We start from the raw sequence: 13,318 nt of genomic DNA on the forward strand, positions 1-13,318 counted from the left end.
CCGCCAGCAGACTGGACTTGCCGGCCCCCGACGGCCCCAGCAGCGCCAGCGTCTCCCCTGCCGCTACCTGCAGCGACACATTCTCCAGCACCCGGCGCTGGCGAAAGGCCAGATTCAGCCCGTCAATCTGCAGCACGATTCTTCTCCGGCCATTCGATGATCAAAAATGCCAGCAGCGCAAATGCCAGCAACAGGCAGGTCAGCAACAGCGCCTGCTCCAGGTTGGCCGCACCCGGCCGGCCAAGACGCTGGTAGATCAGCGTGGTCAGCGTGGTCCACTCCGGGCGCGACAGAAACAGCGTCACCGCGAACTCGCCCACCGCGGTGGCGGCGGCAAACGCCAGCCCGCGGCGCAAGGCCGGGCGGATCAGCGGCAGGCTGACGCGATGGAATGCCCGCCAGCGGCTGGCACCCAGCGTGCGCGCGGCCGCCGGCAGGGTGGGCGGCAGACTGGCCAGCGCGCCGGCCACCGCCTTGGCGACAAACGGATAGGCCAGCAAGGCATAGGCCGACTCCAGCAACCACAGGCTGGCACCGTACTGCGGATACAGCAGCAACAGGCCGAAGGCCAGCATCACCGGCGACACCATGAACGGCAGGAAGCCCAGCGCGCGCAGCCACCACCAGCGCGCGGCGGCAATGCCATGCGCCAGTCCCAGCGCCAGCGCCAGCAGCACTGCGGCACCGGAAAAACGCACGGTATTGCCGATGGCGGCCAGCACCTCGCCATCCCATAGCGCCTGCCAGTTGGCCGCATCGGCCTGCAGCGCGCGCATGGCAATTGCCAGCAACGGCGCGGCGGCAAACAGCGCCAACAGCAGCAAGGCGCCCGCCAGCTGCAACCATTGCGGCCAACCTTGCGGCCGCCGGCACAGCGTCGGGCCGGCGCGGCTATCCTTGACCAGCCGGCGCTCGATCAGCGCGTAGCCGCCAGCCGCCAGCGCGCCCACCGCCAGTGCCAGCAAGGCCAGCGCGCCGGCATCGGCCAGGTTCAGCTCGTAGGCCACCAGCGAATAGATTTCCACTTCCACCGTGGCATAGCGCTGCCCGCCCAGCAGCAACGCCAGGCCGAAGCCGGCAAAGCAGTACAGAAAGATCAGACACAGCGCTGACGCCAGCCACGGCCGTACCACCGGCCACTCCACGCGCCAGAAAGTGCGCCACGGCGTGGCGCCCAAGGTGCGCGCCACCAGCAGCCGGCTGGCCGGCACCTGCGACAGGCCGTCCACGCCGGCGCGCACCAACAGCGGCAGGTTGTAGAACAGATTGCCGTACAGCAGCAGCCACGGCGTGTCTTGCAGATTGATGCCCAGCACGCCGTTCGGACCGAGCAATGCCAGCACGCCAAGGCCGGCCACCAGCGTCGGCATCACGAACGGCAATAACAGCAGCCGCAACAGCAGGCCGCGAGCGGGAAAGTCATAACGCGCCAGCACCCAGGCCAGCGGCAGCCCCAGCGCCAGACACAGCAGACAACTGATCAATGCCTGCGCCAGCGACCACAGCAGCCGCCATTGCAGATAGCCATCCTGCAACAGCGCCGGATTGAAGGCGCTGCCGCCCTCCCACAGCAGCCGGGTCAGCGGTGCCGCCACCATGGCGGCCAGAAACAGCAGCGGCAGCAAGGCCAGGCTGCCGCGTAGCGGCCAACTCATGCCCCGCACTCCAGCAGGTGTACCAGCTCGTCGCCTTCCTGCGGATCATGCCAGCGGCCAACCCGGGTAAAACCGAAGCGTTGCGCCAGCGCCAGCGAGGCCTCGTTGTGCGGGGCGATCGACAGCACGAAGCGTCGCTGGCCGTGGACGCGCTGCGCCCAGTGCAGCATGGCGGCCAGCGCCTCGGCGGCATAGCCCTGGCGGCGATGCTCGGCATACACGGTGTAGCCCAGCTCTACCGCCCCCGGCGCCAGCGCTTGCAGGTAATCCGGCGCCGGCAGGCTGTGAAAGCCGATATGGCCGAGCATGCGGCCGCTGTGGCGGCACAGCATGGCGCGCAGCGACCACGGCGCGTAGGCGCTATCGGCCAGCATGTCAGCCAGCCGCAGCGCCATCAGCGCCTGCTCGCCAAGCCAGTCTGGCGGCAAGGTGGCGCCCAGCCGCGCCCCCGCCTCGCCATGGCGGCCATTGCTGCCCAGCCGCAACACCTCGGCATCCAGATGGCGCAGGATCAGGCGCGGCGCCAGAATGTCGGGGCAGCGCTGCTGGCAATCCGCCACAAGGTTGGCCGCAGACATGGCAACAGGCTCAGTTACCGGACTTCAGCACAACACGCACCCAGCGGCTGACCCAGCCGGCCGTGTGCTGCTGCATGGCGTCCAGCGTCGGGGTCGTGGCGGACTTGGGCAGCTCGGCATGCTTATATACCGGGTCCAGGCCGATGCCGGCCACCGCCGGATACATCCACATTTCGGTCGGAATCGCCTGCTGCGCCGCATTGCCGCGCATGAAGTCGACAAACGCCTGTGCTGCCTGCGGCTCCTTGCCGCCCTTCACCCTGGCAACGCCTTCAATCTGCTGGAACACGCCGCCCTGCAGCAGCAGGTTGGCCGTCGGCGCCGCTGCCAGTTTTTCCTTGCTGTAGAACACTTCGGCCGCCGGGCTGGTGGCATAGCTCACCACGATCGGGCGCGCGCCGCCATTGCGGCTGAAGTCGGTGTAGTAGGCCTCGCTCCAGCCCTTGGCGACCTTGACGCCGTTATCGCGCAGCTTGGCCCACCACTGGAATGCCGCCGCCTCGCCCTTGCCGGCGATGGTCGCCAGCAGGAAGGCCAGACCCGGGCTGGACGTTGCCGGGTTTTCCACCACCAGCAGGTCCTTGTAGGCCGGGCGGGCCAGATCGTCGAGGCTAGCCGGCACAGCCAGCTTGTGCTTGGCGAACCAGTCCTTGTCGATGTTGAGGTTCACATAGCCATAGTCCACCGCCACCGCGCCCGGCAGGCTGATGCCGGCCACGTTGCGGCCAACCTTGCTGCTGGTCGGCTCCAGCACGCCGGCGGCATTGGCTTTGCCGATCAGGGTGTTGTCGATGCCGTACACCACATCGGCGATCGGGTTGGCGCGGGTCAGGATCAGCTTGTTGAGCATCTCGCCTGCATCACCGGCCTTGATGATGGACAGCTTCACGCCGGCCTGTTTTTCGAATTCGGCCAGCTGTTCTTTGGGCAGGCTGAAGGAGCTGTGCGTCAGCACGCGCAGCTCGCCAGCCAGCGTGGACAGGGAGGCGCCGGCCACTGCCAGCAACAATACGGTTTTCTTGAACATCGTAGACATCCTCTTTTGGTAATGGCGCGCACCAAAAAAAGAAGCGGGACGCGGCCGGGCCGCGCATCACGCTCCCTCCGCTGGTATGACCCAGATCAGGTTCTGGGGTATGTCTCAGCCCGCCGTCTGGCAGGCACCCCCGGTGATCGAGCCGCGAGTATAGCGCCTGCACCGTAATGCTCAAAGTTGGCCGCAACGGCCATTACCCGCCACTGCTTTTGCCTTTGGCCGTGGCATGAACTATCACACAAGCACCCATAGCCACAGACAAACAATCAATTAACAACAATCAATTTAACAAATCAATAAGCCATCGCCATACTGCAGTCATCAGCACGGAGCACATGCCATGAAACGTTTCTTGTCTAGCCGCAGCCAGCTCGACGAAATCTGGGCCAACCTGGTCTGGATGCAATAAGCCGCGCCGCACACCATCAGCCGTACAGACAGCCACACCACCATTTATCGCCTGCCGCCACGCGGCAGCCAGGTAGCGACAACAACAGGAGATTCCCATGTCCACAGCAGCCAAATGCCCCTTCGCCGGTAGCACCGCCCCGCACACACTGGCCGGCGGCCAATCCAATGCCGACTGGTGGCCCAACCAGCTCAAGCTCGGCATCCTGCACCAGCACGGCGCCGAATCCGACCCGATGGGCGCCGGCTTCGACTACGCCGCCGAATTCAAGACCCTGGACCTGGATGCCGTGGTGCAGGACCTGCATGCGCTGATGACCGACTCGCAGGACTGGTGGCCGGCCGACTGGGGCCATTACGGCGGGCTGATGATCCGCATGGCCTGGCACGCGGCCGGCACCTACCGCATCGCGGATGGTCGCGGTGGCGCCGGCACCGGTAACCAGCGCTTTGCCCCGCTGAACAGCTGGCCGGATAACGGCAACCTCGACAAGGCCCGTCGCCTGCTGTGGCCGATCAAGCAGAAATACGGCCGCAAGCTGTCGTGGGCCGACCTGTTCATTCTGGCCGGCAACGTGGCACTGGAATCGATGGGCTTCAAGACCTTCGGTTTTGCCGGCGGCCGTCCGGACATCTGGGCGCCGGAAGAAGACATCTACTGGGGCATGGAGAAATCCTGGCTGGCCACCAGCGACAAACCAGGCAGCCGCTACTCCGGCGATCGCCAGCTGGAAAACCCGTTGGCCGCAGTACAGATGGGCCTGATCTACGTGAATCCGGAAGGCCCGGACGGCAACCCGGACCCGGTCGCCTCCGGCCGTGACGTGCGCGAAACCTTCGCCCGCATGGCGATGAACGACGAAGAGACCGTGGCGCTGGTGGCCGGCGGCCATACCTTCGGCAAGGCGCACGGTGCCGGCGATCCGGCGCTGGTCGGCCCGGAGCCGGAAGCGGCACCGATCGAGGCAATGGGCCTCGGCTGGATCAACCGATTCGGCAGCGGCAAGGGCGTGCATACCACCACCAGCGGCATCGAGGGCGCGTGGAAACCGAACCCGACCACCTGGGACAACGGCTATTTCGACATGCTGTTCGGCTACGAATGGCAACTGACCAAGAGCCCGGCCGGTGCGCAGCAGTGGGTGGCCAAGGACGTGAAGCCGGAACACATGATTCCGGATGCGCATGACCCGAGCAAGAAGCATCCGCCGATGATGACCACCGCCGACCTGTCGCTGCGCTTCGACCCGGCCTACGAAAAAATCGCCCGCCGCTTCCACCAGGACCCGGCCGCGTTTGCCGACGCCTTCGCCCGCGCCTGGTTCAAGCTCACCCACCGCGACATGGGCCCGCGCGCCCGCTACCTGGGCAAGCTGGTGCCGCAGGAAGAACTGATCTGGCAAGATCCGATCCCGGCCGTCGATCATCCGCTGGTCGATGCACAAGACATCGCGGCGCTGAAAGCCAAGGTACTGGCCTGTGGCCTCTCCATTGCGCAGCTGGTGAACACTGCCTGGGCCTCCGCCGCCACCTTCCGTGGCAGCGACAAGCGCGGCGGCGCCAACGGTGCCCGCATCCGCCTCGCGCCGCAGAAAGACTGGGCCGTCAACCAGCCGGCGCAACTGGCCAAAGTGCTGCAGACGTTGGCCGCCATCCAGCAGGACTTCAACGCCGGCGCCGCCGGCGGCAAGAAGATCTCGCTGGCTGATCTGATCGTACTGGCCGGTGGCGCCGCCATCGAAGCCGCTGCCGCCAAGGCCGGCCAGCACATCAACGTACCGTTTGCACCGGGCCGCATGGACGCCAGCGCCGAGCAGACCGATGTGGAATCGTTCCAGGTGCTGGAACCCAAGGCCGACGGCTTCCGCAACTACGCGACACCAGGGCTGGAAGGCGTCATGGGCGAACTGCTGCTCGACAAGGCGCAACTGCTGACGCTGAGCGCACCGGAGATGACGGTATTGATTGGCGGCCTGCGCGCACTGAACGCCAACAGCGGCCAGACCCCGCATGGCGTGCTGACCAAGCGGCCGGAAACGCTGAGCAACGACTTCTTCGTCAACCTGCTCGACATGGGTACCAAGTGGCAGCCGAGCAGCACCGCCGGTGTACTGGAAGGACGCGACCGCCACAGCGGCGAGCTGAAGTGGACGGCGACGGTGGTGGACCTGCTGTTCGGCTCGAACTCGCAACTGCGCGCACTGGCCGAGGTGTATGCCTGCAGCGATGCCGAGCAGAAATTTGTCAGCGACTTTGTCGCCGCCTGGAACAAGGTCATGAACCTGGATCGCTTCGATCTGACATAAACCACGTGGCTTGCGGCCAACCCGAAGGCAAACCGTAACGGTTTGCCTTTTTTGGTTTTTAACTGCCCAAAAAGGACGACATAACGCGCTTTCAGCAACATTAAGTTATTCAGGTTGCCCGGCAAAGCAAAGCGGACGAAACTTGAATGTCAACTTGTCACTTGCGCTCAACTGCGGATGGCCTGCCGCCGCACAGGAAACCATGACTCAACGCCAATCGATCAAAACGACTGAACGCAATCTTAGAAACGCCCTGATGTTCCTGCCGATGCCGATAGGCATTACCAGTACAGAAGGCGAAATTCTGATGCTAAACGAGGCATTTGCTATGGCCTTCGGTTACACCTGCGACGAGTTGTCCGATGTTGATGCCTGGATGGAACGAGCCTACCCGGATCCGAGTTATAGAGCCTGGGTGATAGATACCTGGAAGGCCGACATTACCCAATCGGTAAAGACTGGCCGCCCGACACCCCGCCGCGAGTACTTCGTGACCACCCGGCATGGCGAGGTGCGGCGGGTAATGATCATGATGCGCAAAGTCGAAAACCTGTTTTTCACGACGTTTGAAGACATCACCCAAAGCAAACAGAACGAAGAAGAACTGGACCGCTATCGTAGCCACCTTGAGATTCTGGTCGCCGAAAGAACCCGGGAGCTCGCCAGCAAAAACAAAGAACTGGAAGACACCCTGCAGCAGTTGCGCCAGGCGCAAGACCAGCTTGTTCAGGAGTCCAAGTTATCAAGTCTGGGCGCGCTGGTTGCCGGCATTGCCCATGAACTGAATACGCCAATCGGCAATGCGCGCATGGTTTCCACCACCCTGGTGGAAACCAGCCAGAACTTCGGCCAACGTCTGGATGACGCCGCGGGTATTCGCAAATCAGAGCTGAAAGAGTTTCTCAGCCATGTTTCCGACGGCGCGCAACTGCTCGAACGCAATATCGTGCGCGCCTCCGACCTGATTCAATCGTTCAAACAGGTCGCCGTCGACCGTGCCAGCTCGCAACGCCGACGCTTCAACTTGCAGCAAGTAGCCGATGAAGTTGTCATGACGCTGCACCCCATCCTGAATAAAACACCCTACCAGGTTAAAACAGCCATTGATCCGGCCATCGAAATCGACGGCTATCCTGGTCCTCTTGGCCAGATTCTGGTCAATCTGATTGAAAACGCACTCAAGCACGGCCTCGAAGGGCGCAAGCACGGCAGCATCGTGATTTCCGGTCAGCAGCATAAAAACGTAGCCGAGCTGACCGTGGTTGATGATGGCTGCGGCATTCCCAAGGAACACCTCCCCCGCATTTTCGACCCGTTCTTTACCTCGCGCCTTGGGCAAGGAAGCAGCGGACTGGGTCTGCACATTGTTTTCAACATCGTCAGTGGCTTACTTGGCGGCGCGATTAGCGTAGACAGCACGCAGGGCGAAGGGACACGCTTCAAGATGATCTTGCCGCTACAGGCCCCCATTACACCGCAAGACCAGGACGGCTGATTCCCACCACCTTTCCTTCCGCAAAGTGAATCCGGCATACCGGCCTGGCAAGATCGCGCCCATTCGTTCTACGGCGCACGGTGAAGCTTTCTTCAGTCAGTGAGACAACTGCCGCGACAGCGCTGGATCCGCCAACGCAAAACCGGGACCGCGTTACGCATCGAGATTACCGGCCAACTGTTCAATGTCCTGAACCGCATCACCACCGAGCAATCGCTGGCCAACCATGGAAAGGTACGCTCGCTGCAGCTGGTGCAGAACGGGCAGGGCCAGCCGCTGGGCAAATCCGCCCTGCACTACCGCTTCAACCGCGCCTGCAAAGCTGGCGGCATTGAGGACTTCGGTTTCGTGACCGGCGAGGCAAGGCGGCGACGGATAGCGAAGAAGTGCCGGGCCTCGGCCACCCACGGCGTCGGTTAGGTCATGCGAGTGAAAAGATGACCGAGCACCATGTAAAGGCCGCGGAGGCTACCGCACCACTCCTAACTCCGCACGGACTGACTGACAAAGAAAAAGAGATACTGACAGACGGGTGTAAAGGCGCCCGCCAGATTTTTTGTAGAAGCATCTGATTTTTTGTAGAAACCCAACTTCCTGATCGCAGGCTCACTCGGCCTCGCAAGACAATCAAAAATTCAAATGAAAACAGCCCCTTGCATTGCTGCAAGGGGCTGTAAATCTGGTGCCGGCGGCAGGAATCGAACTCGCGACCCCCTGATTACAAGTCAGGTGCTCTACCAACTGAGCTACACCGGCGTTAGGCGACGAATAATATGCAATACCTTTGGCTTTGGCAAGCTTTTTTTAATCTTTTATCGTAATTTGCTGTTTTTACAAATCAGCGGATCGTGGCGATGGCCAGAGTCTGCCTGCCAGCAACGACAAGGCCGCTGTCTCGCGGCAGCGGCCTTGGCTCCTGGCAATCAAGTAACGGGCTTATTCTTCGCGCTGCAACAGGTGCAAGGTCAGCGTCAGCTCGCCGTTGTCACCTTTCACGCTCTGCACGTTCTGCAGGCTCAGGTCGGACGGCAGCAGCAGACTGACGCCATGCCCTACCCCTACCTTGCTCCAGAACTTCTCCAGCCGCTTGGCCACGCCCTGTGCCGGCAGCGGCGCCTCGCTCTGCAGCGAGAAGCCGTAGCTTTCCGCCGCACTGTCGAACAACCGGTTTACCTCGTTGGCCGGCACATAGCGCTCGGCCATGTCGGCCATATCGCGTGGCGATACTTCCGGCTCGGCCTTGCAATGGGTCAGCACTTCTTCGCGGAAGCGCAGCTGCTCGGCCGGGTCGGCAATCTCCTCCGCCACCTGCTCGATCACCTCGGCCACCAGCTTGCTGGTAGAGCTGCTGTCCGGCACGCGCAGCGCGCGCAGGAAATCGTCCAGCCAGAACTTGGCCTCGTGGCCGAGACGGTCCACCGCGTACAGCGTGGGGCCGCTTTCCAGCACCAGTGCGCCCTTGTCGATCAGGCGCGGGTTGATGCCGGAGGCGTGACTGATGTCGAACACCTCGCCGCTTTCGATGATGGTGAGGAAGTCTTCCTGGATCTCGGCCTTGAAAATGCCCAGCGCGCGCTGCGGCGCGTCGGCTTCGCCCAGGCCGGAGAACAGGATGATCAGCAGGTCGCCGGCGGCGATATTGGGATGCTGGGAGCGGGCGTACAGGTGCTTGGCGATCTGCCCCGACACCTCCAGCAGGTCCACCTCGCCACGGAAGAAGCGGCGGCTGTAGTGATACAGCTCGTTGAGGTTGAGATCGGTCTCGTGCACGAACTGGAACTTCTTCTTGTCCGAGACGATGCCCTTCAGGTAACCGTCGAGAATCAGCGCCGACACCGCCTCGTCCACGCCGATGGCCTTGCCGGACAGCTGCAGGGGTTCGCCACGGCTGGGGTTGCCCACGCGGTGGATCACCAGTCGTTCTACTCGGGCTTCGCTGATCTGCATGCTGTGTGTTACTCCGTTTCAGTTGAGGCGCGATTATCGCCGCCCGCCGCCGCCGCAACAAGGTTGGCCGCATGCCCGCCCGCCACGCCAAACTGCAATGCGGCCAACCTGGCATACAGCGGCGAGCGTTGCAGCAGCTCGTCGTGACGGCCCTCGGCGACGATACGGCCACCGTCCAGCACCACGATGCGGTCCGCCTGCTTCACCGTGGCCAGACGGTGGGCGATCACCAGCGTGGTGCGGTTGGCCGCAGCGCGTTCCAGCGCCGCCTGCACCAGTTGCTCGGATTCGGCATCCAGTGCGCTGGTGGCCTCGTCCAGCAGCAGGATCGGCGGGTTCTTCAGAATGGCGCGCGCGATGGCGATGCGCTGGCGCTGACCACCGGACAGCCGCACGCCGCGCTCGCCAAGAAAGCTGTGGTAGCCCTCCGGCAGTTTGACGATGAAATCGTGCGCCGCCGCTGCCCGTGCCGCCGCCATCACTTCCTCGTCGCTCGCTTCCGGCCGGCCGTAACGGATGTTCTCCAGCGCGCTGGCGGCAAAGATCACCGTATCCTGCAGCACGATGCCGATATGGCGGCGCAGCACCGCCGGGTCCAGCGTGGCGATGTCGGCGCCATTCAGGGTGATGCGGCCAACTTGCGGATCGTAAAAGCGCAGCAGCAGCTGGAACAGCGTGGTCTTGCCGGCACCGGACGGCCCGACCAGCGCCACCTGCTCGCCCGGTTTCACCCACAAATCGATGCCATCCAGCGACGGCTGCGCCGGGCGTGACGGGTAGGCAAAGCGCACGCCCTGCAGGCGGATGCCCTCGCCCGTGGCCGGCAGCGGCTGCGGCCGGGCCGGCGGCGTCACCGGCGAGCGCTGCGACAGCAAGGCCAGCAGCCGCTCGGTGGCGCCGGCGGCGCGCTGCAGGTCGCCCCACACCTCGGCCACCGCGCCGATCGCCCCGGCAGTGACCACCGCATACAGAATGAACTGCGCCAGCTGGCCGCTGCTCATCTGGCCGGCCAGTACCGCATGCGCCCCCAGCCACAGCACGAACACGATGGCACCGAACACCAGCAGGATGACGATGGCGGTGAGCTGGCTGCGGGCACGGATACGCGCCAGTGCGGTGGCAAAGCTGGTTTCTACCGAATCCGAGAAGCGCGACACTTCGCGCGCCTCTTGCGCAAAGGCCTGCACCGTCTGCACCGCGTTCAGCGTTTCGCCGGCCATGGCACTGGAGTCGGCAATCCGGTCCTGGCTGGCACGCGACAACGCCCGCACCCGCCGGCCGTAGATCAGGATCGGCAGCACCACCACCGCCAGTGTGATCAGGATATAGCCGGTCAGGCTGGGGCTGGTCACCGCCAGCATCACCAGCCCGCCGAGCATCAGCAGCATATTGCGCAGCCCCAGCGACAGGCTGGTACCCACCACGGTCTGCACCAGCGTAGTGTCGGTAGTGAGCCGCGACAGCACCTCGCCGGTCTGCAGCGTCTCGAAGTATTCCGGGCTCATGGCGATGACGTGGCGGTACACCGCGCTGCGCAGGTCGGCGGTGACCCGTTCGCCCAGCCACGACACCAGATAGAAGCGCAAGGCGGTAAACACCGCCAGTACCGCCGCCACCGCGAACAGGGCCAGAAAATAGCCGTCCACCGCCTCGCGGCGGGCAAAGGCATGATCGATCAGATAGCGGAATGCCACCGGCAGCAGCAGCGTGGCGCCGGCGGCCACCAGCAGTGCGCAGCCCGCCAGCACGAAGCGGCCACGATACGGCCGCATGAATGGCAGCAGGCCGGACAGCGGCGTCAGCCGCTGCAACAGGGGAATGGGTCGCACCTTGCCTCCACGGCAGCATAAAACCAGTACATGGTAGCAGCCATGGCACAACACAAGCGCCCGCCCCGCTCAGGCCGATAACAGCATGCCGCTGCGCAGCGCTGCCTCGCCCGCCAGATAGGCCACCTCGGTGCCGGCATTCACCAGCCGGCCGGCGACGCGGGCAAAGTAGTAACCGGCGTGCCGATTGAGCAGCGGTGTGTGGGCACCGCTGTGCGGGTCAAGTACATACCCCAGCTGGCTGCCGGCCGGCAGCCATTGCCCGTAGTCGGCCTGGTACACCAGCACGCCGCCCTGCGGCGCGGTCACGCACTCCACGGCGGCCAGCGGCGTCGCCGCCCGCGGCGGTGCCGGTGCGTTACCGGCCGCACCGCTGATGACGCCGATGCCGGTCAACCAGCCCAGCAGCCCGGCTTCATCGCCTGCGGCCAACGTGTCGCTGACATCGGCCACGCCACGCAACTCCACGGTGGCGGCAAACGGGATCGCCAGCGACAGGCCAAGGCCGGCTTCCAGCCGGCGCCAGTTCTGCACGATGGCATCGTCGAACGACATGCCACCGGCCTCGTCACACAACAGGCTGGCCTCGGCCTGCAGCCAGCCGGCCAGCCCGGCCACGGCGTCGGCATGGCGGTGATTGGCGTACAGGTGCAGCACAGCCTCGCTGTCGCAGTGCACATCCAGCACATAGTCGGCCGGCAAGGCCAGGGTAAACAGGCTGTGACGCAGCCGCTGTAGCAGGGTGTCGCCCGGCAGCGCCGCCAGCGCCGTCAACAGTGCCTGTTTTACTGTCATCTCCTCCCGCTGCAGCAGTTGGGCGGCATGCGCGCTCAGGTCCGGGTAATGGCGGTTGAAGTTCTCGCCGCTGCCTGCCGCAAAGCGGCCATGGTGCTGCCCCTGCCAGTGCTGTGCCATGCCGACCGGATTGGCCATCGGCACCAGGGTGACGCGGCCGCGCACCCGGCCAGCCTCTTCCAGCGCGGCCAGGCGCTGGCGCAGGCGGTGCAACAGCAACACGCCGGGCAATTCGTCGGCATGCAGCCCGGCTTGCAGATAGACATGCGGCCCGCCGGCATCCGGCGCACCAAAGTGATAGCTGTAAAACTGGTAGTGATGACCGGGCATGTCGCCCGGCAACTGGTGTTCGATTCGGATCATGCTGACTTCCAGAACCCGGCTACGGCGAGCTGTCGCCGCCGTGCCGGGGCGGTTCGATGGCAAGCCCGGCGCGCCGGACAGCGGCACACCGGGTCTGTGGGCGATCAGTCGTACTGGTTGTAGTCGAAGTACTTGTCGTTGATCTGCTTGTAGGTGCCGTTGGCCAGAATGGTCTTCAGCGCGGTATTGATCTTGCCCAGCAAGACTTTGTCATCCTTGCGCACCGCGATACCGGAGCCGGTGCCGAAGTAGCGCGGATCGTTCATCTTCGGGCCGAAGGTTTCCACCAGCTTGCCCTTGGGCGTTTTTTTCAGCTCGTAGGCACTGCCGATTTCCACCATCAGCGCATCCACCCGGCCACTGGTCACATCCAGCAGCGCGTTTTCCACCGTGCTGTACATGCGCAGCGTGGCGCCGGCCGGCGCGTATACCGCGCGGGCATAGTTGGCCTGGATGGTGCCGGTCTGCACGGCGATGCTCTTGCCCTTCATGCTGGCCGGCGAACCATCCAGCTTCTGGCCGGTGCGGCCAACAAACGTCGAATAGCCGCCCTGGTATTTGTCGCTGAACGCCACCGCCTTTTGCCGCTCCGGAGTAATCGCCATCGATGCCACCGCCACGTCGAACTTCCTGGCAATCAGCCCCGGAATCATGCCGTCGAATTCATTGGCCACGATCTGGCACTTGACCTTCATTTCGGCACATAGCGCATTGGCAATATCGACGTCGAAACCGGTCAGGCTGCCGTCGGATCTGGTCATGCTGTAGGGCGGGAAGGTGCCCTCGGTAACCACACGCAACGGCTCCTGGGCACAGGCCAGGTTGGCCGCAGCGGCCAGCACAACAGCAGCGAGCAAACGTTTACGCATCGGGATCTCCTTGTTCGATGTCTGGGGAAATCCCACT

At 64.0% G+C, this 13,318-nt stretch carries 11 protein-coding genes, 1 tRNA gene and 1 riboswitch; of the genes, 3 read left to right on the forward strand and 9 right to left on the reverse strand.

The window, feature by feature from the left end; genetic code table 11:
* The 4 genes from HU218_RS17120 to HU218_RS07625 form a co-directional block, all read right to left on the reverse strand.
* Positions 1-136, reverse strand: a 136-nt coding sequence (locus HU218_RS17120; RefSeq protein ID WP_174874351.1) for an ATP-binding cassette domain-containing protein, incomplete at its 3' end; no start/stop codon positions are given.
* Positions 123-1,655, reverse strand: a complete 1,533-nt coding sequence (locus HU218_RS07615) for an ABC transporter permease (RefSeq protein ID WP_174874352.1) — start codon at positions 1,653-1,655, stop codon at positions 123-125. The genes HU218_RS07615 and HU218_RS17120, both read right to left, overlap by 14 nt.
* Positions 1,652-2,233, reverse strand: coding sequence for a GNAT family N-acetyltransferase (locus HU218_RS07620; protein ID WP_174874353.1), 582 nt, complete (start codon positions 2,231-2,233; stop codon positions 1,652-1,654). Before HU218_RS07620 ends, HU218_RS07615 begins: the two co-directional genes overlap by 4 nt.
* 10 nt (positions 2,234-2,243) lie before the next feature.
* Positions 2,244-3,260 (reverse strand): thiamine ABC transporter substrate-binding protein, encoded by a 1,017-nt coding sequence (locus tag HU218_RS07625; RefSeq protein WP_174874354.1) that lies wholly within the window; start codon positions 3,258-3,260, stop codon positions 2,244-2,246.
* A 54-nt stretch (positions 3,261-3,314) separates the two neighbouring features.
* A riboswitch (TPP riboswitch) is annotated at positions 3,315-3,411 on the reverse strand.
* A gap of 364 nt (positions 3,412-3,775) precedes the next feature.
* Here HU218_RS07625 and katG point away from each other — a divergent pair.
* From katG to HU218_RS07640, 3 genes are all read left to right on the forward strand, one after another.
* The gene (katG, locus tag HU218_RS07630) at positions 3,776-5,983 is read left to right on the forward strand and encodes a catalase/peroxidase HPI (RefSeq protein WP_174874355.1); all 2,208 of its coding nucleotides are present in this window, start codon (positions 3,776-3,778) and stop codon (positions 5,981-5,983) included.
* A 202-nt stretch (positions 5,984-6,185) separates the two neighbouring features.
* The gene (locus tag HU218_RS07635) at positions 6,186-7,478 is read left to right on the forward strand and encodes a PAS domain-containing sensor histidine kinase (protein WP_174874356.1); all 1,293 of its coding nucleotides are present in this window, start codon (positions 6,186-6,188) and stop codon (positions 7,476-7,478) included.
* A gap of 99 nt (positions 7,479-7,577) precedes the next feature.
* Complete coding sequence (locus tag HU218_RS07640) at positions 7,578-7,898, forward strand: site-specific integrase (RefSeq protein ID WP_174874357.1); 321 nt, start codon at positions 7,578-7,580, stop codon at positions 7,896-7,898.
* A gap of 260 nt (positions 7,899-8,158) precedes the next feature.
* Here HU218_RS07640 and HU218_RS07645 read toward each other — a convergent pair.
* From HU218_RS07645 to HU218_RS07665, 5 genes are all read right to left on the reverse strand, one after another.
* A tRNA-Thr gene (locus HU218_RS07645) sits at positions 8,159-8,234 on the reverse strand.
* A 180-nt stretch (positions 8,235-8,414) separates the two neighbouring features.
* Positions 8,415-9,425 (reverse strand): nucleoid-associated protein, encoded by a 1,011-nt coding sequence (locus HU218_RS07650; protein WP_174874358.1) that lies wholly within the window; start codon positions 9,423-9,425, stop codon positions 8,415-8,417.
* 8 nt (positions 9,426-9,433) lie between these two features.
* Positions 9,434-11,254, reverse strand: a complete 1,821-nt coding sequence (locus HU218_RS07655; RefSeq protein ID WP_246210820.1) for an ABC transporter transmembrane domain-containing protein — start codon at positions 11,252-11,254, stop codon at positions 9,434-9,436.
* Positions 11,255-11,323: 69 nt separating this feature from the next.
* Complete coding sequence (locus HU218_RS07660) at positions 11,324-12,412, reverse strand: M14 family metallopeptidase (RefSeq protein ID WP_174874359.1); 1,089 nt, start codon at positions 12,410-12,412, stop codon at positions 11,324-11,326.
* A 104-nt stretch (positions 12,413-12,516) separates the two neighbouring features.
* The gene (locus HU218_RS07665) at positions 12,517-13,281 is read right to left on the reverse strand and encodes a transporter substrate-binding domain-containing protein (RefSeq protein ID WP_174874360.1); all 765 of its coding nucleotides are present in this window, start codon (positions 13,279-13,281) and stop codon (positions 12,517-12,519) included.
* Between the last annotated feature and the right edge of the window lie 37 nt (positions 13,282-13,318).

The sequence above is a fragment of the Vogesella oryzae genome, from assembly GCF_902829295.1.
Classification (GTDB): Bacteria; Pseudomonadota; Gammaproteobacteria; order Burkholderiales; family Chromobacteriaceae; genus Vogesella; species Vogesella oryzae.